At 67.6% G+C, this 17,402-nt stretch carries 14 protein-coding genes and 1 pseudogene; 8 read left to right on the top strand and 7 right to left on the bottom strand.

The features are described from left to right. Positions 1-38: 38 nt before the first annotated feature. Positions 39-1,679, top strand: a complete 1,641-nt coding sequence (gene pruA, locus QH168_RS05100; RefSeq protein WP_280233259.1) for an L-glutamate gamma-semialdehyde dehydrogenase — start codon at positions 39-41, stop codon at positions 1,677-1,679. A gap of 44 nt (positions 1,680-1,723) precedes the next feature. Continuing rightward, positions 1,724-2,626, top strand: a complete 903-nt coding sequence (locus tag QH168_RS05095; RefSeq protein ID WP_280233309.1) for a proline dehydrogenase family protein — start codon at positions 1,724-1,726, stop codon at positions 2,624-2,626. 9 nt (positions 2,627-2,635) lie between these two features. On the opposite strand, the gene QH168_RS05090 is transcribed toward QH168_RS05095, so the two are convergent. Beyond that, positions 2,636-3,496: an oxygenase MpaB family protein gene (locus QH168_RS05090; protein ID WP_280233258.1), complete on the bottom strand. Its 861-nt coding sequence runs from the start codon at positions 3,494-3,496 to the stop codon at positions 2,636-2,638. Between the two features lie 133 nt (positions 3,497-3,629). Here QH168_RS05090 and QH168_RS05085 point away from each other — a divergent pair, with 133 nt between their 5' ends. Beyond that, positions 3,630-4,256 (top strand): TetR/AcrR family transcriptional regulator, encoded by a 627-nt coding sequence (locus QH168_RS05085; protein ID WP_280233257.1) that lies wholly within the window; start codon positions 3,630-3,632, stop codon positions 4,254-4,256. Between the two features lie 182 nt (positions 4,257-4,438). Here QH168_RS05085 and QH168_RS05080 read toward each other — a convergent pair whose 3' ends face one another. Next, on the bottom strand, positions 4,439-5,287 hold the full coding sequence (locus QH168_RS05080; RefSeq protein ID WP_280233247.1) for an oxygenase MpaB family protein: 849 nt from the start codon (positions 5,285-5,287) through the stop codon (positions 4,439-4,441). Positions 5,288-5,453: 166 nt separating this feature from the next. Here QH168_RS05080 and QH168_RS05075 point away from each other — a divergent pair, with 166 nt between their 5' ends. Beyond that, positions 5,454-6,881, top strand: a complete 1,428-nt coding sequence (locus QH168_RS05075; RefSeq protein WP_280233246.1) for an acyl-CoA synthetase — start codon at positions 5,454-5,456, stop codon at positions 6,879-6,881. Positions 6,882-6,992: 111 nt separating this feature from the next. Here QH168_RS05075 and QH168_RS05070 read toward each other — a convergent pair whose 3' ends face one another. From QH168_RS05070 to dapD, 5 genes are all read right to left on the bottom strand, one after another. Then, positions 6,993-8,210: a DUF7373 family lipoprotein gene (locus QH168_RS05070; RefSeq protein WP_280233245.1), complete on the bottom strand. Its 1,218-nt coding sequence runs from the start codon at positions 8,208-8,210 to the stop codon at positions 6,993-6,995. Further along, the gene (locus tag QH168_RS05065) at positions 8,186-9,652 is read right to left on the bottom strand and encodes a serine/threonine-protein kinase (RefSeq protein WP_280233243.1); all 1,467 of its coding nucleotides are present in this window, start codon (positions 9,650-9,652) and stop codon (positions 8,186-8,188) included. The genes QH168_RS05070 and QH168_RS05065 overlap by 25 nt, the downstream gene beginning before the upstream one ends. A 46-nt stretch (positions 9,653-9,698) precedes the next feature. Continuing rightward, positions 9,699-10,262, bottom strand: a complete 564-nt coding sequence (locus QH168_RS05060; protein WP_280233241.1) for a PadR family transcriptional regulator — start codon at positions 10,260-10,262, stop codon at positions 9,699-9,701. 25 nt (positions 10,263-10,287) lie between these two features. Further along, positions 10,288-10,686: a VOC family protein gene (locus QH168_RS05055; protein WP_280233240.1), complete on the bottom strand. Its 399-nt coding sequence runs from the start codon at positions 10,684-10,686 to the stop codon at positions 10,288-10,290. Between the two features lie 146 nt (positions 10,687-10,832). After that, a complete protein-coding gene (gene dapD, locus QH168_RS05050; RefSeq protein WP_280233238.1) occupies positions 10,833-11,780 on the bottom strand; it encodes a 2,3,4,5-tetrahydropyridine-2,6-dicarboxylate N-succinyltransferase in 948 nt (315 codons plus the stop codon). Between the two features lie 116 nt (positions 11,781-11,896). Between dapD and dapE the strand changes: the two genes are divergently transcribed. The 4 genes and pseudogenes from dapE (at position 11,897) to QH168_RS05030 (ending at position 16,545) form a co-directional block, all read left to right on the top strand. Continuing rightward, positions 11,897-12,994, top strand: coding sequence for a succinyl-diaminopimelate desuccinylase (gene dapE / locus QH168_RS05045; protein WP_280233237.1), 1,098 nt, complete (start codon positions 11,897-11,899; stop codon positions 12,992-12,994). Positions 12,995-13,308: 314 nt separating this feature from the next. Continuing rightward, positions 13,309-14,115 (top strand): TIGR00730 family Rossman fold protein, encoded by an 807-nt coding sequence (locus QH168_RS05040; RefSeq protein WP_280233236.1) that lies wholly within the window; start codon positions 13,309-13,311, stop codon positions 14,113-14,115. Then, positions 14,109-14,651 (top strand): annotated as a pseudogene (locus QH168_RS05035) (TIGR00730 family Rossman fold protein); the annotation flags it as partial. The gene QH168_RS05040 and the pseudogene QH168_RS05035, both read left to right, overlap by 7 nt. A 130-nt stretch (positions 14,652-14,781) precedes the next feature. Then, positions 14,782-16,545, top strand: coding sequence for a long-chain-acyl-CoA synthetase (locus QH168_RS05030; protein ID WP_280233235.1), 1,764 nt, complete (start codon positions 14,782-14,784; stop codon positions 16,543-16,545). Positions 16,546-17,402 lie beyond the last annotated feature (857 nt).

Raw genomic sequence — 17,402 nt, 5'->3', positions numbered from 1 at the left:
TTTCTGTGCTGCGCCGCGCACCGGAGTTAGCCTTGGTTATGGACGCTGTCACGGTGGTCCCTGCCCCTGAGAACGAACCGGTGCACACCTACGCGCCGGGCAGTCCCGAGCGGGAGCGGTTGGCGAGCGCGCTGGCCGCGATCTCCGCCGAGACCGTCGAGATACCGCTGGTGATCGGTGGTAAACACCGGCCGGGGATCGGCGCCCGGCACGATATCGTCGCACCGCATCGGCACCGGCAGGTATTGGGTACCTACACCGATATCACGCACGCCGAGGCGAGCGACGCCATCGAGGCCGCGATAGCCGCCGCACCCGGCTGGCGCGCCCTGCCCTTCGATGAACGCGCGGCGGTCCTGCTGCGTGCGGCCGATCTGCTGTCGGGCCCGTGGCGGGAAAAGGTCGCCGCGGCGACCATGCTCGGCCAGTCGAAATCGGTGCAGCAGGCCGAGATCGACGCCCCCTGCGAGCTGATCGACTTCTGGCGGTTCAATGTCGCCTTCGCCCGCGAGATCCTCCAGCAGCAGCCGCGTTCGAGCGCGGGTGTGTGGAATCGGATGGACTATCGGCCGCTCGAGGGCTTCGTCTACGCGATCACGCCGTTCAACTTCACCGCCATCGCGGGCAATCTGCCGACCGCGCCCGCGCTGATGGGCAATACGGTGGTCTGGAAGCCGTCGCCGACGCAGACGCTGGCCGCGTATTACACGATGCGGGTGCTGGAGGCGGCGGGGCTGCCGCCCGGTGTCATCAATATGGTCACCGGTGACGGTGTGGAACTGTCGGAGGTGGCGCTGGCCGATCCGCGGCTGGCGGGCATCCATTTCACCGGTTCCACCAAGACCTTCCACTATCTGTGGCGGCAGGTCGCGACGAATATCGGTGCCTACCATGGCTATCCGCGCCTGGTCGGGGAGACCGGCGGTAAGGATTTCATCGTCGCGCACGCCTCGGCCGAACCGGCCGCCCTGATCACCGCGCTGGTGCGTGGCGCCTACGAGTACCAGGGGCAGAAGTGCTCGGCCGCGTCCCGTGCGTATCTGCCGCGTTCGCTGTGGCGCGAGATGGGTGACGATTTCCTGGACGTGGTCGGCAAACTCGAATACGGCGATATCGCTGATCTGTCCAATTTCGGTGGCGCGGTAATCGACCGGCGCGCCTACGACAAGAACGTGGCCGCCATCGAACGCGCGCGCTCGACAGGGTTGACCATTCCGGTCGGCGGCTCCTATGACGACAGCGAAGGCTGGTTCGTCCGGCCGACGGTGCTGCTGTCCGACGATCCACGCGATGAGGCATTCACCACCGAATATTTCGGCCCGATCCTGTCGGTGCACATCTACGACGACGCCGAACCCGGCGCCTACGCCTCGGTGTTGTCGGAGGTGGAGTCGGCGGCGCCGTACGCGTTGACCGGTGCGGTGTTCGCCACGGATCGGCATGCGATCGAACAGGCATCGGCGGCGCTGCGGTTCGCGGCGGGCAACTTCTACGTCAATGACAAACCCACCGGCGCGGTCGTCGGTCAGCAGCCCTTCGGTGGTGCGCGGGCCTCCGGCACCGACGACAAGGCCGGTTCGCCGTTGAACCTGCTGCGCTGGGTCGCCCCGCGCGCGTTGAAGGAGACCTTCGTACCGCCGGTCGATCACCGGTACCCGCATATGGGGTCGCAGGCGTGAACCCGCTGCGGCCCGCCATCCTCGCCGCGGCCGGGTCACCGCGGATGAAACGGCTGGTGACCGGAACCCCGGTGACCGTCGATATCGTGCGGCGATTCGTGGCGGGGGAGACGAGAGCCGATCTGATCCTGGTGGCACGGACGCTCCTGGCGAGCGGGCGGGCCATCAGCGTCGACTACCTCGGCGAATACACCACCGACCGCGCGCAGGCCGATGCGGCGGTGGCGGAATACCTGTCGCTGCTCAATGATCTGTCGGCGCTGGATGTTTCACTCGGCGCCGCCGGTGCCGCGCCGCTGGAGGTGTCGGTGAAGCTGTCGGCGCTCGGCCAGTCGCTGCCGGGGGACGGTCCCGCCATCGCCACCGAGAATCTACGAACCCTGTGCACCAAGGCGGTACAGGCCGGGATCTGGGTGACCGTCGACGCCGAGGACCACACCACCACCGACGCCACTCTCGCCACGGTCGCCGAACTCCGCGACGAATTCCCTTGGCTCGGCACGGTATTGCAGTCCTATCTGCGCCGTACCGAGGCCGACTGCCGGGATTTCTCCGGCCCGGGTTCCCGGATCCGGTTGTGCAAGGGCGCCTATCGGGAACCGGAGGAGGTGGCCTATCAGCACCGCGATGAGGTCGATGCCGCCTATCGGCGCTGTCTGGAGATCCTGATGCGCGGTGAGGGTTATCCGATGGTGGCCTCGCACGATCCGGAGATGATCGCCGCCGCCGACTGGTTGCTCGCCGATACCGGACGTGGTGCGGGCGATGTGGAATATCAGATGCTCTACGGCATTCGGGACGACGAACAGGACCGCATCGCCGTCGCCGGGAACACCATGCGGGTGTATGTGCCCTACGGCAACCAGTGGTACGGCTACCTCATACGTAGGTTGGCCGAGCGCCCGGCGAACCTCGGGTTCTTCCTGCGAGCGCTCGCGGGGCGGTGACCGGGCCGGTCACACCAGCGGTAGACCCTTGCGCATCCGCCTGCGCAGATCCCACAGGTAGAAGTTGAGCGGGAACATCCGCGCCCGCTGGGGCAAGCGGGTCACGATCGCGCCGATGAGCCGCATCAGCCGCTCGAACCGGCGCTGATCGCGCGCCGACCAGCGCATCCCCATCTCCCGGCGCAGATGCCACGGCAGCACACCGGTGACGACGAACCGCTGGAACCGCGCGGCCGACAGCTGTACGACCCGCGGCATCATCTTCAGGTCGATGAGATCGTTGAAGTAGTCGCGGATCACCGGGTCGATCCGGGTGGCGGCCAGGTTCGTTGCCCAGTATTCATCGAAGGCCGCCCGGTCGGCGGGCCACATTTCCGGCCGCATCTGCAAGGTCGCGCCGAGCCGGACGCTGTGCTGATAGAAGGCATCGGCGGCGGCTTCGTCGATACCGCCGCGCAGTGTGTCGAGCATATCGGCGAAACCCCAGTACAGGCACGCCGCGACCCACAGTTGCAGGTTCGGATCGAAGGCGTTGTATTTCACCGGGCTGGAAGGCTTGGACCGGATGGTGCGATGTGAGCCGTTGACGGCCTCGCGGTAGGCGGCGCGTTCGGCTTCGCTGCCCATCATCGCCACGGCGAGATAGGTCAGGGTGGTGCGCAGCCGTTTGATCGGATGCACCATCACCTTGCCGCTGTCGACATCGCTTTCCAGCACCCCGTAGGCGACCGGCCGCAGACCCAGCTGCATGATGACGTTGGCGGTGCCGCCGAGGAAGGCGGAGACACCGTCGATGTAGTCCTCGACGACGAAATCGGCCGGGGGTGCGGGGACGGGGCCGCCGGGGGTGGCGGGCACGACAGCGGTCATCGTTGACCTCACTTCCGGTGAGAAGATTACGCGGAAACATTCTCATCTACTCACGGCGCATGTCAATCGAGCCTGCAATTGTGCGATGCTTGGTGTGTCATTGTTTCGCCGAGTCTCACGGGGAGGTGCCGATATGGCGGCGCTGGCCGATCTGCTCCCGCTGGTGCGCACACAACGCCGGGATCAGGATCAAACCGTGCTGTCCGCGGCGCTGCTGGCGTTCCTGGACTTCGGCATCAAACGCACCAGCATGGGCGAGGTGGCCCGACGCGGCGGGCTCTCGCTGGCGACGCTCTACCGGCGTTTCGCGGGGAAGACCGATCTGATCCAGGCGGTCGGGTTACAGCAGACGCGGGAATTCATCGACGGTGTCGACGCGGCGGTGCAGCGGCAGATCGAACGCGATGCCGGTGCCGAAGATCAGATCGTCGAACTGTTCGTCGCCTTCCTCGACGGGCTGCGTGGTAACAAACTGCTCGACCGGCTGTTGCAGACCGAACCGGAGATCGTGCTGCCGTATCTGACGGTGAAGGGCGCGCCGGTGATCGAACTGGGTCGCGATTATGTCGCGGAGTTCATCACCCGGTTGCAGCGTGAGGGCAAACTGCCCGACTACGACCCGCTGCCACTGGCGGAGATGATCGCAAGGACCGCATTGTCGCTGGCCTTGACGCCGCAGACGGTGATTCCACTCGATGATGATGCGGCGGCGCGGGAGTTCGCGCGCGATCATGTGGTTGTGTCGTTCCGCATTCCGTAGCGCCGCCTGCGCGGGGATGCTCGCGCCGATCGACGGCTCGAATGCGGAGCTTTTACACCAGGTGTGTGCCGAGGCGTCGACGCAGCCGCATATCCGTCAGGAACATGTTGACCGGAAATGTCTCGAGTGGCAGCGGGAGTCGGGCCTCGATCACGCGGACCGACGGCTCGAATGGGAAGCTTTCACACCAGACGTGCGCCGAGGCGTCGACGCAGCCGCATATCCGTCAGGAATATGCTGACCGGAAAGGTCTTGAGCGGCAGCGGGAGTCGGGCCTCGATCGCGCCGACCGTGTGCAGCAGGCGCGACAGTCGGCGCTCATCGCGCTCACTCCACTCCATGCCCATCTCCGCGCGCAGATGCGGTGGGAGGAGTCCGGCGGTGACGAAACGGTGGAAGCGGCGCAGCGGGACCCGGACCGGCGGCGGGAACATCTTCAGATCGACGATATCGTCGAGCATGTCCCGGACCGGCGGATCGATCGAGGTGCCCGCCAGATTCTCGGCCCAGTAGCTGTCGAAGGCGGCGCGGTCGGCGGGCCACAGCTGCTGTGGCATCTGGAGGGTGGTGCCGAGGCGGGCGGCGTAGCGGTAGTAGGCGTCGGCGGTGGCATCGTCCATCGGGCCGTGCAGGCGGTGGTGCAGATCTCGTCCGCCCCAGTACAGGCAGGCCGCCACCCATAACTGCAAACGCGGATCGAAGGCGTTGTATCGCACCGGGCTGGAACGGGTCGAATGCACCGGGCGGTGTGAGCGGTCCAGCGCCTCCCGATAGGCCTCGCGTTCCTCATCGCTGCCGAACATGGCCACAGCCAGATAGGTGAGCGTGGTGCGGGTGCGTTTGATCGGGTGCAGCATGATCTTGCCGCTGTCCACCGGACTCTCCAGCACGCCGTAGCCGACGGCCGGATGGCTCAGCTGCATGATGACATTGGCGGCGGCGCCGAAGAACACGGCGGATCCGTCGATATGGCGCCGGATATCGAAATCATCGGTGCGTGACCGGGTGGTCGCGCGCGAAGTGCTGGTCATCGTCGACCCCATCTCGCCGTTGAGAAGGTTATGCAACTACTTTCTCACCGCTTCATCGGGGGTGTCAACGGTGCGCGGCCGATCGTGCGGTATCCCGGTGGCCCGGCGTGATGATGCTGCGCTGCCTCCTCCTGGCTCGTCGCTCGCGTCGCGGTAGCGTGGGCGGATGTCGTACGGTCCGCCGCTGCTGCTGCGCTCCCTTGATCCGCTCGCCGTCGCGGCGGGCGCGGATATCCCCGATGCCGTCACCATCGACGGCGTAACGCTCTCGCGCAGCGATCTGCTCGGCGCCGCCACCTCGGTGGCCGAGCGCATCGCCCGCGCCGATCGCGTCGCGGTGCTGGCACAGCCGACCGCGACCACGGTGCTCGCCATCGTCGGCTGCCTGATCGCCGGTGTCACCGTCGTCCCGGTGCCGCCGGACGCCGGAACTGTCGAATCCGCCCACATCCTGGCCGATTCGGGGGCGCAGGCATGGCTCGGCGCGGCGCCGGAAGGCACCGAACTGCCGGTGGTTCCGGTCCGTTTGCATGCCAGGTCGTGGCACACCTATCCCGAACCAGCGCCGGAGACAACGGCATTCGTGCTCTACACCTCCGGCACCACCGGATTGCCGAAGGGTGTGGTGCTCAGTCGCGGCGCCATCGCCGCCGGGCTCGACGCGCTCGCCGAAGCGTGGTCCTGGACCGCCCGTGACGTGCTGGTGCACGGCCTTCCGCTGTTCCACGTGCACGGATTGATCCTCGGTGTACTGGGCGCGCTACGCGTCGGCAGCCCATTGATCCACACCGGAAAGCCGACTCCCGAGGCGTACGCGGCCGCTCCCGGCACGCTGTATTTCGGTGTGCCGACGGTATGGTCGCGCATCGCCGACGACCCCGATGCCGCCAAGCGTTTGGCCGACGCCCGGCTGCTCGTCTCCGGTAGTGCACCGCTGCCCGTCCCGGTCTTCGAACGCCTCGCCGAACTCACCGGCCACGCGCCCGTCGAGCGCTACGGCATGAGCGAAACCATGATCACCCTGTCCACCCGCGCCGACGGCGAACGCCGCCCCGGCTGGGTCGGCACCCCCGTGCACGGTGTGCAAACCCGTCTGCGCGACGAATCCGGCGCACCCGTCCCGCACGACGGCGAAAGCATCGGCGGGCTCCAGGTGCGCGGGCCCATGCTTTTCGACGGCTATCTGAATCGCCCGGACGAGACCGGCGCGTGCTGGACCGATGACGGCTGGTTCCGCACCGGCGACGTCGCCGTCATCGACGCGGACGGTTTCCACCGCATCGTCGGCCGCGAATCGGTCGACCTCATCAAATCCGGCGGGTACCGCATCGGCGCGGGCGAAGTGGAAACCACCCTCCTCGGCCACCCCGCCGTAGCCGAGGCCGCCGTCGTCGGCCTCCCCGACCCCGACCTCGGCCAACGCATCGTCGCCTTCGTCGTAGTACGCGCAAACGCCGCGCCCCCCACCGAATCCGACCTGATCGACCACGTGGCCCGAGAACTGTCCGCCCACAAGCGACCACGAGAAATCCGCCTCGTCGATTCCCTGCCCCGCAACGCGATGGGCAAGGTGCAGAAGAAACTCCTCACCTGAGCTGCCGATGCGGACGCTCGCCGTCGTTCAGGGCGAGCAGGCGTGATGCCTCAGGTGGAATCGGCGACCTGCTCGGGTTCGCGCAGGCTCGGGTGCCGAAAACGCCGACGTCTACTGGGTGTTGACCAGTAGGGCGTATTGGGCTGCTGCCTGTTGGCGGACGTCGGTGGGGTCGTCGCCGGTGACGAAGGCGGCGTGGTGGCGGTAGGTGAGGTAGCAGCGGGCTGTGGCGGGGTTGTCGGTGGTGGCGGGGCGTTCGACGCAGTGGGTTTCGGGGACGTCGGGTGGTGGGTCGATGGGGGTGGTGGTGGGGCCGAGGCTGTCGGACCAGGCGGTGCCGAAGGCGGTGGCGGCGGGGTGGTCGCGGAAACGGAAGACGGTGGTGGTGCCGGATCGGGCGGCGGCCTCGACGCCGCCGCTGTCCCAGGCCTCGCGCATGCCCGGATTGTCGGTCGGCCGGAAATGCACGACCGCCCGACCGCTCCAGGCGGCGTAATCGCGGGCGGAGATCGGCACCCGTTGATCGCGCGGGCCCGGCGTCAGGGCGCGGCGCAAGATGGCGTCGGGGTCGCGGGGGAGGTCGTCGAACTCGTCGGCCGGGGTGGGCTCGAAATCGTCGAGTAGCGGCAGCTGTACGTCGAACACCTCGCGCAGGCGCGTGGTCATCGCCTCCAGGTCCGGTGTCGGATGCTGCAAGAACACGCTGATGACGGTCTCGCCGTGCGCCATCAGCGCGCTGACGGTCTTGATGCGCGGCCGCCAATGTGCGTGCGCCTGCGCGTATCCCGGCACCGTGACGGGCCGATTGTCGGGATTCACCCCGAAATCGGTGCTCTCCAGTTCACGTGCCGCCGTCCTCGCGCGGGCGGTATCGGGGAATCGCATCAGCACGATCCTGGTGACGGTCGCGTCGGTCTCGGTGGGGCGGACATCGGTGGGGAACGGCTCATCACCCTCGGCGATATCGAAGGCCACCAGGAAGCCGTTCCGCTCCAGGGTCGTCAGGTTCACGTTGGAGATGGCGGCGGCGTCGGCGGCCTTCTTCGGGCTGTCGATCACATCGGTGCCCCAGTTGTGCACGAGTTCGTCATCGATCTGGTGCGGTACCGCGATCGCGGCGGCCATCCGCAGGCCCTCCAGGATCGGTCCGTCGGAGGGCAGGCGCACGCTGTCGACGTCCAGGGGCTCGATCGGATGGTCCCCGACGTCCAGCGTGCGTACGTCGATCTCGGCGGCCACCGGAGTGCCTTCCACCGTGGAGCAGGCCGTCACCATCGCGAATGCGCCCACTACGGCGAGCCGGGTCAGAACGGCGCGGTGCGTACCCATTCGTCGATCACCTCCTGGTGCGTGTGGTCTTTCCAGAAAACCTGAAAGGTGATGCCGGAGCGCGGTTCATCGGCGAACTGGACCAGCACCCACGGACCTGTCGATCCATTGAACTTTCGCACGATCAACGCCTGTCCGTAGCGGGAACGCACCTCCTCGGTGGCGCCCGCGGGCAGGGTGGCGATATAGGAGTCGACGGTCGCGGCGTCGTCGTGGGTGAGCACCTGTAGTTCGAGCTTGTCCGCGTCGAGGCAGTTGAAACCGTAGGTCCACACCGCATTCGGATTCTTGGTGGCGAAACTGCATTGCAGGCCACGGAATCCGGTGCTGTCTGGGCGCGAGGGCAGCAGATCGGGGAACAGCGCGACGGTATCGCGGCCCGCCGCCCACGGGTCCGGCGCCACCGGGGTGGTGTTCGTGGGCGGCACCGTGATCGTCGGCGGAGCGACGGTCGTCGTCGGCTGCGCCTGCACTTCGTCACCGGACCTGGCGAGGACGACGGCCGTCGCCGTCACGGCGGCAATGACCGCCACTGTCCCCGCGACCACGACCGGCCACCGACGACGCCGCGGTGCCACCGGCGGCGATGCGGGCGTCGGATCGGTGAACGCACGCCGCGCCGCCTCGACCATCTCCGCGCAGCTGCCGAAGCGCTGCCACGGCTCCTTGGCCAGAGCGCGCGCGAACACATCGTCGAGCGCGGGCGGAAGATCGGGCCGCACACCGCTGATCCTCGGGACCGGCTGCACCAGATGCGCGCTGATCACCGCGGCCGCGCTGTCCGCCGGATACGGCGCCTGCCCGGCGAGCAGGTGAAACAGTGTGCAGCCCAGCGAATACTGATCCGAGCGCGGATCCAGCGGTTTACCCTCCAACTGTTCAGGAGAGGCGTAGCGCAGCGTGGCCAGCAGGGTGCCCGCCTGGGTCAGCGCCGTGGATTCGTCGCGTGCCTTGGCAATGCCGAAATCGGTGAGCAGCACCCGTTCCGGTGTACCCGCCGCCGGATCGGTGCGGATGAGGATATTGGCGGGCTTCACATCCCGGTGCAGCATGCCCGCGTGGTGCGCGTAATCGAGCGCGTCGGCGGTGGCCGCCGCCACGGACAACGCACGCATCGGCGGCATATGTCCGTTCCGCATGGCCGTCTCGGCGTCGGTGCCCTCGACGTACTGCATGCTGATCCACAGCTGCGACCCTTCCCGGCCACGATCGTGGATGGTGACGATATTCGGATGATCCAGCCGCCCGGCGAGTTCGGCTTCCCGCTCGAACCGTCCGCGGAACATCGGGTCCTCGGCGAACGAGGGATGCAGCAGTTTCAGCGCCACCAGGCGCGGCAGTCGCGGATGCCGTGCCGCGTACACGCTGCCCATCCCGCCGACGCCGAGTACCCGCTCGATCCGGTACCCGGCGAAATCGGCACCGGGCCGGAGTGCGTGCATGTGGGCACGGTAGCCCACCCGACCTGGGTGTTCAATCGGTTCGGCGTCAGGTCTCGCCGGCCATCCGGTGGGCGCCGTGTTCCAGGCGACGCAGGAGTCCGGCGGTCCATTCCGCGCGGGTGTCGGCGGTGTGCAACCACAGGTCGATCACCTCGCCGACCGGGCCCCAGGTCTGGAGATCGGTATCGGGCGGCAGATGCGCGGTAATGCTCGATCGCCATTCGGCCATGATCTGGAAGCGTTGGCGCAGCAGGGTGATGGCTTCGGCGCGCGGTAGGTCGTCGAGGAACCCGACGGCGGCGGCAAGCAGGTCGAGCCGGGGATCATTGCTGGTGAGCGCCGCGCGGAGCAGGTCGAAATAGGCCTGTGCGCCCTCGTCGGTCACCTCGTATTCCATGCGCGGCGGTCCGCCCACATCGCTGGGCGCGGTGTCGTGTGCCAGCAGCAATCCCTGCTTGGTCATCGTCTTGAGCGCGTGGTAGATAGAGCCGGAGGTGGCGCGGGCCCATTCGTCGGCGCCCCAGGATTCCAGATCGGCGAGCACCTGATAGCCGTGTGCCCGGCCGCGGCGGCGGATCGCACCGAGGGTCAGCAGCCGTACCGCCGACATGGATCGTTCCCCTTCTCCGCGAAGCTCACCCCTGGCCGGGGCGGCGGGTGCTGACCCACCAGAGCGTACCGAACGGGTCGACGAAACCGCCCATACGTGTGCCGTCGTCCTGGGCGGTGATCGCCATGGCCGAGCGGGCTCCGGCGGCGACGGCGCGGGCGTGGGTCCGGTCCGGGTCCGGCACGGTGGCCCACATCTGGACGTGCACCGGTTCCGATGGCGATCGCAGGCATCGCTCGCCGTGGGCACCGGAATCGGCGAAGAACAGTTCCCCGTCGCCGATCCGCGCCTCGGCATGGATGATCCGCTCCGGATCGGCGGGCAGCGGGATGACGTTGCGTACCTGGGCGTCCAATGCCCGCTCGAGGAATTCGGCGTAACTGTTGGCGTTGTCGACCATGACGTAGGGCGTTATCGAAGACATTCCGACCTCCTACTAACTAAATTTGGTTAGTAAACCGTAGCGCGCCGTGGACTACTAAGCAAATTTGGCTAGTTGGGTATACGTGGGCAGGCGATAGCACGCCTGATGCGGGCCGGAAACGCTGTCCGGCCCGCATCGGACGGGGCTCAGTCGTTGGCGTGCAGATCCGCGTTGAGTTCGATGCCGGTGCCCTTGCGGTGGACCACCTCGACGGCGCCGGTGAGGGAGTTGCGGCGGAACAGCAGGTTGTTCTGGCCGCTGAGCTGGGCGGCTTTGACGACGGTTCCGTCGGGGGTGGTGACCTTGGTGCCCGCGGTGAGGTAGAGACCGGCTTCCAGGACGCAGTCGTCGCCGAGCGGGATGCCCAGGCCCGCGTTGGCGCCGAGCAGGGAGCGTTCGCCGATGGCGATGACGGTGGTGCCGCCGCCGGAGAGGGTGCCCATGGTGGAGGCGCCGCCGCCGATATCCGAGCCGTCGCCCACCACGACGCCCGCGGAGATACGGCCTTCGACCATGGAGGCGCCGAGGGTGCCCGCATTGAAGTTGACGAAACCCTCGTGCATGACGGTGGTGCCCGAGGCCAGATGCGCGCCGAGACGGACGCGGTCGGCGTCACCGATGCGGACGCCGGAGGGCACCACATAATCGACCATGCGCGGGAACTTGTCGATGCTGTAGACGGTCACCGGGCCGCGGGCGCGCAGCTTGGCGCGGGTGGTTTCGAAGCCCTCCACCGCGGCCGGACCGTGGTTGGTCCACACCACGTTGCTGAGCAGCCCGAACTGGCCGTCCAGGCTCACCTCGTGCGGGCGGACGAGCCGATGCGAGAGCAGATGCAGCCGCAGGTACACATCGTGGGCGTCCACGGGCGCGGCGGACAGGTCGGCGATGGTGGTCTGCACCGCGATCACCTCGACGCCGCGGGCCTCGTCGGGGCCGACCAGCGCGGCGAATTCGGCGGGAACCTCGTCGAGCCGCTTGGTCGCGGTCTCGGCGAACTCGCCCAGCCGTGGGTTCGGGTACCAGGTGTCGAGGACGGTGCCGTCCGCGGTCACATTGGCGATACCGACTGCTGTTGCTCCCTGAATGCTCACGTCAGCAGAGCCTACCGATCGCCGCGGGCCCGTGGTGCAGCCACGTCACCGGCTGCCGCGCAGATCACGGCGCTGCCGTCGGCTCCACGGAGCGGGCCGCTGACTACGCTTGGCCCGTGACCCTCGATCTGCGCGCCGACCCGATAGCTCTCACCGCCGCCCTCGTCGACATCCCGAGTGTGTCGAGGGACGAACTGGCCGTCACCGATGCCGTGGAGGCCGCGCTGCGCGAGCAGACCACCGGCTTCGAGATCGTGCGCGACGGGAACGTGGTGCTCGCGCGCACCGATCGCGGATTGCCGACGCGAGTGGTGCTGGCCGGACATCTGGATACTGTGCCGATCGCGGACAATGTGCCCAGCCGGATGGACACCGAGGACGGTGCGCCGGTGATGTACGGCTGCGGCACCGTGGATATGAAGTCCGGTGACGCGGTGTTCCTGCATCTGGCCGCCACCATCGCCGAACCCGCCCACGATCTGACGCTGATCTTCTACGACTGCGAGGAGATCGCCGCGGAGTTCAACGGCCTGGCCCGCATCGAACGCGAACGCCCGGAATGGCTGGACGGCGATCTGGCCATCCTCGGTGAGCCGTCCGGCGGGTGGATCGAGGCGGGCTGCCAGGGCACGCTGCGCGTGCGGCTCACCACCGCGGGGACGCGGGCGCATTCGGCGCGGGCCTGGCTGGGCGACAATGCGATTCACCGTTTGGCGCCGGTGCTGCATCGGCTCTCGGAATACCGGGCGCGTGAGGTGGATATCGACGGCTGCGTCTACCGCGAGGGATTGTCGGCGGTCCGCGTGGACGGCGGGGTGGCGGGCAATGTGGTGCCCGACGCCGCCGAGGTGGACGTCAATTTCCGTTTCGCCCCCGACCGCAGCGTCGCTCAGGCCACCGACCACGTCCGCGAGGTGTTCGCCGGTCTCGACCTCGACTTCCAGGTCACCGACGCGGCCCCCGGCGCCCTCCCCGGCCTCACCGCCCCCGCCGCCGCCGACCTGATCAGCACCGTACACGCGCACGGCGCGGCCGGGGTACGCGCCAAATACGGCTGGACCGACGTCTCCCGCTTCGCCGCCCGCGGCGTCCCCGCCGTGAACTTCGGCCCCGGCGACCCCAACCTGGCCCACAAACGCGACGAACGAGTTCCCCTGACCCAGATCACCCAAGTCAGCGACATGCTGCGGACCTACCTGACCACCACGCAGTAGCCGACCAGCCACCCGGCTACCAGGCGTGCGGAACTACTTGACCGCCACGTACCAGCCGGCCACCACCCGGTCGAGCACTAGCCCGCCCACCACCTGGCCGCCCACCACCCGGTCGACCACCAGAAACAACGGCCGGTCGACCCCCGTTTTCGAGCGAAGCGAGACCGAACCCCACAGTTCGCGGCCCGTCTCGCGTCTCCGCTGGCGCTGCGCAATCCGAAGGCAAGCAGCGGCAGCGGAGACGCGAGACCCAAAGGGGCCGCGAACACGCGCTGCCGCAGGCAGCGCAAATTAGACACAGTAGGTTGGCCAGCATGTCCACCGATGCGGTCGAGCCAGTCGCCAACAAGCCGAAGTCGACAGCCAGGTTCCGCGGGCCGATCATGTTTCGCCGGGATCGCAAACCCGGCGTCGGCACCGCCGACCGGAATCTGCTGGATCGCCGTGGTGACAGTGACTGGGTGCACACCGATCCGTGGCGGGTGCTGCGGATCCAGGCCGAGTTCGTGGAGGGCTTCGGTGCGTTGGCGGAGGTGCCGCGCGCGGTGACGGTGTTCGGTTCCGCGCGCACTCCGGTCGATCATCCCGAGTACGAGGCGGCCCGCGCGATCGGCTCCGCGTTGGCGCATGCCGGGTTCGCGGTGATCACCGGCGGCGGGCCGGGCGCGATGGAGGCCGGTAATCGTGGTGCCTGTGAGGCGGGTGGCTATTCGATCGGGCTCGGTATCGAGTTGCCGTTCGAGCAGGGGCTCAACGAATGGGTCGATCTCGGTATCAATTTCCGGTACTTCTTCGTCCGCAAGACCATGTTCGTGAAGTATTCGCAGGCGTTCATCTGCCTGCCCGGCGGTTTCGGCACTCTCGATGAACTGTTCGAGGCGTTGACGCTGGTGCAGACCCGCAAGATCACCCGGTTCCCGATCATTCTGTTCGGCACCAGGTTCTGGGGCGGTCTGGTGGACTGGATCAGGGATTCGCTGCTGGCGTCGGGCAAGATCTCGCCGGGTGATGTGGAATTGCTGCATGTCACCGACAGTGTCGAGGATGTGGTGCGCATTCTGGAGCAGTCCACCACCGAACGCGACAACCTGGAAACGATGGGTACGGAGGACAAATGGTGAGTGCGGCTGATTCTCCCTTCGCTGTCTGTGTCTACTGTTCGGCCAGCACCCTGGATCAGGCGCAACTGTCGTTGGCGGCCCGGGTCGGCGCCGAGATCGCGCGGCGTGGTTGGCAATTGGTCTCCGGCGGCGGTCATGTCTCGATGATGGGCGCGGTGGCGACGGCGGCCCGCGCCGGTGGCGCGAACACGGTCGGGGTCATCCCGAAGCATCTGGTGCATCGTGAAGTGGCCGATGTGGACGCCGACGAACTCGTGGTCACCGACACCATGCGGCAGCGGAAACAGGTGATGGAGGACCGCGCCGACGCATTCCTCACTCTGCCGGGCGGTATCGGCACGCTCGAGGAATTCTTCGAGACGTGGACCGGCGCGTATCTGGGTGTGCACGACAAACCGGTCGTCGTCCTCGATCCCGGCGGGCATTACCGCGGGCTGTTCGCGTGGGTGGATGAATTGCATCAGCGCGGTTTCGTACCGCAACCGGCGCTGGACCGGGTCACGGTGGTGGCGGATATGCCGTCGGCGTTCGACGCCCTCACCCGTTTCGCGCCCCGGTCGGTGGCCGATACGTCGGGAGCGGCGATCTCCCGTCCGCGATCGGCAGCGACCGAATCGGTCGAACATGCTGTGGCGCAGCAGAACTCGGTCGAGGGGAACGGCGCAGGTGAGTAACGACGCGAAGGTCGGTGTCTTCGACCTGGCCAAGAGCCTGCCCGGTATGGCTGTGGACGCACCGGGCATGCTGCGCAATGCGCTCGGCATGCTGGTGCGACCCGGCGACAAGGCCTCGGTCGGATTGTTCTTCCAGCGTGCGGCGCATAAGCATCCGCAGCGGCCGTTCCTGCGGTTCGAGGGCGCCGAATACACCTATGGCGAGGCCAATTCCCTGGTCAACCGGTATGCGAGCGTGCTCACCGCGCATGGGGTGCGTCGCGGCCATGTGGTCGGCGTACTGATGACCAATCGGCCCGAAACCCTGTTCACCGTGCTGGCCACGGTGAAGCTCGGCGCCACCGTCGGTCTGCTCAACCATCATCAGCGTGACCGGGTGCTCGCGCACAGTGTCGGGCTGCTCGGCAGTGTGGTGAACGTGGTTGGCGCGGAATGCCGGGAGGCGCTCGATTCGCTGTCCGAGGCGCCCGACCATGTGCTGTATGCCGAGGATCTGCATACCGAGGCCGAGCACGCCGATCCGACCGATCCGCCTGTGTGTGCGCGGGTGACCGCGCGGGAGCGGGCGTTCCTGATCTTCACCTCCGGCACCACCGGCCTGCCCAAGGCCAGCGTCATGACGCATCTGCGCTGGACCAAGAGCATGTCCGGGCTCGGTGGGCTCGGTATCCGGTTGCGCGGCAACGACACCATGTATTGCTGTCTGCCGCTGTATCACAACAACGCGCTCACCGTCGCGCTGTCGTCGGTGCTCGCCGCGGGCGCGACTTTCGCACTCGGACGCCAGTTCTCGGCATCCCGGTTCTGGGATGAGGTGATCCGGGAACGGGCGACCGCGTTCATCTACATCGGTGAGCTGTGCCGGTATCTGCTCAATCAACCGGCCGGACCGGTCGACCGGCAGCATCGGGTCCGGTTGGCCGTCGGCAACGGGTTGCGGCCGGAGCTGTGGGACGAATTCAAACGTCGGTTCGGTATCGGCCGGATCGTGGAGTTCTACGGCGCCAGTGAAGCCAATATCGCCTTCGTCAACGCGTTCGGGGTCGATCGCACGGCCGGATTCGGGCCGCTGCCCTACGCCATCGTCGAATACGACGACGACACCGGCGCACCGAAACGCGGCCCCGACGGCCGTCTGCGCCGGGTGCGTTCGGGCGGGGTCGGACTGCTGCTGGCGAAGGTCACCGGCCGTGCACCGTTCGACGGCTACACCGACGCGGCGGCCTCCGAGGCCAAACTGGTCCGTGACGGTTTCCGGGCGGGCGATGTCTGGTTCGACACCGGCGATCTGGTCCGTGACCAGGGCTGGAACCATATCGCCTTCGTCGACCGACTCGGCGACACCTTCCGCTGGAAGGGCGAGAACGTGGCCACCACCGAGGTCGAAGCGGCGCTGACCGTCGCCGACGTGATCTCCCAGGCGGTGGTGTTCGGCGTGGACATCCCCGGAGCCGACGGCAAGGCCGGTATGGCCGCGGTGACCCTGCGCCCCGGCGCCGAATTCGACGGCCGCGCCATCGCACGCGTGGCCTACGACCAACTCCCCGGATACGCGGTGCCATTGTTCATCCGCATCGTCGACGAACTCGAGACCACCTCGACGTTCAAGAGCCGCAAGGTCGAACTGCGCACCCAGGGATACACGCCCGACGCGGACACGACGCTGTACGTGCTCGCCGGTCGCGAGACGGGGTACGTTCCCGCCTACACGGACTACGCCGCCGATGTCGCGGCCGGTCGAGCGCCCACGGGCTGATCGGGGTCCACGGGCCGGAACCGGTCGATACACGAGTCGGCACCGTCGGACCATGTTCCGCCCGGAGGTGCTGTCGCCGATCCGGTGCGGACGCGCGGTGGCGACTGACCGGGCGCTGGTGACGGCGACGTCGCAGAGGTAGCGGACGGCAGATTCCGCGCGGCTGATCTCTACCCGACGATTCCTGGGCGACGCGACGCGTGGTCGCCGCCGTCATCGCCTCGGGTGGTGCATGACGGTTTCGTTGTTCCCAATCATGGTGCGGCCGGCAACCTTGACCTCCTGTAGGACACCAGGATTCGATGAATCTTCAACGAATCCAGCTGTCGGAACGGAGGACTGATGGCGACTGATGACGGCGGTGGGTCGGCTCGCGACAGGAAGTCGGAGCACACCGGCACAGGTGGGCCGAGAGGAGATTCCGCTCACGGACCGGGTGACGGCGATAGGGGTTCCGGATCGTCGAACGGTTCCTTCGGCCCGTTCCTCCCGGCGGCTCCGGAACTATCGCCGGGCCCCGCAGGGCCAGGTGGTGGTGCCGGCAGGCTGTGGGTCGGCGACGAAGGACTGATTGCGCCCGCGGTGGCGGTCGGGAACGTCCGGGACAAGCTCGAGGACGTGGGCCGCACGCTCGCGGGCGCGATCCCCGAGACCGTGTGGGCCACCGTGACCACGCCGTTCGGTCCGGCTGGAATCTTCGGTGATTCCGAGGTCGAATCTGCCTGGTCGACATTCCATCGGGCTTGGACTCGCGAGACCGGCGTGACCACCGCGGCGGTCACGCAAGTGGAGAAGCTGCTGCCGCATTCGGAGAACAAGCAGCGGGAAACGGACGGAGACGGTGCGCGCAATGTACG

The organism is Nocardia cyriacigeorgica (assembly GCF_029868385.1).
In the GTDB taxonomy this organism is placed as follows: domain Bacteria; phylum Actinomycetota; class Actinomycetes; order Mycobacteriales; family Mycobacteriaceae; genus Nocardia; species Nocardia cyriacigeorgica_F.
The sequence above is the reverse complement of the archived record's forward strand: the minus strand, read 5'-3'. Positions and strand labels throughout refer to the sequence as shown.

What these genes read in the sequence shown, in the direction of transcription:
- QH168_RS05055 (WP_280233240.1), bottom strand. Translation starts at nt 10,686, where the DNA reads ATGTCTTCGATAACGCCCTACGTCATGGTCGACAACGCCAACAGTTAC.
- pruA (WP_280233259.1), top strand. Translation starts at nt 39, where the DNA reads ATGGACGCTGTCACGGTGGTCCCTGCCCCTGAGAACGAACCGGTGCAC.
- QH168_RS05040 (WP_280233236.1), top strand. Translation starts at nt 13,309, where the DNA reads ATGTCCACCGATGCGGTCGAGCCAGTCGCCAACAAGCCGAAGTCGACA.
- QH168_RS05095 (WP_280233309.1), top strand. Translation starts at nt 1,724, where the DNA reads ATGAAACGGCTGGTGACCGGAACCCCGGTGACCGTCGATATCGTGCGG.
- QH168_RS05090 (WP_280233258.1), bottom strand. Translation starts at nt 3,496, where the DNA reads ATGACCGCTGTCGTGCCCGCCACCCCCGGCGGCCCCGTCCCCGCACCC.
- QH168_RS05070 (WP_280233245.1), bottom strand. Translation starts at nt 8,210, where the DNA reads ATGGGTACGCACCGCGCCGTTCTGACCCGGCTCGCCGTAGTGGGCGCA.
- QH168_RS05065 (WP_280233243.1), bottom strand. Translation starts at nt 9,652, where the DNA reads ATGCACGCACTCCGGCCCGGTGCCGATTTCGCCGGGTACCGGATCGAG.
- QH168_RS05085 (WP_280233257.1), top strand. Translation starts at nt 3,630, where the DNA reads ATGGCGGCGCTGGCCGATCTGCTCCCGCTGGTGCGCACACAACGCCGG.
- QH168_RS05060 (WP_280233241.1), bottom strand. Translation starts at nt 10,262, where the DNA reads ATGTCGGCGGTACGGCTGCTGACCCTCGGTGCGATCCGCCGCCGCGGC.
- QH168_RS05080 (WP_280233247.1), bottom strand. Translation starts at nt 5,287, where the DNA reads ATGACCAGCACTTCGCGCGCGACCACCCGGTCACGCACCGATGATTTC.
- QH168_RS05075 (WP_280233246.1), top strand. Translation starts at nt 5,454, where the DNA reads ATGTCGTACGGTCCGCCGCTGCTGCTGCGCTCCCTTGATCCGCTCGCC.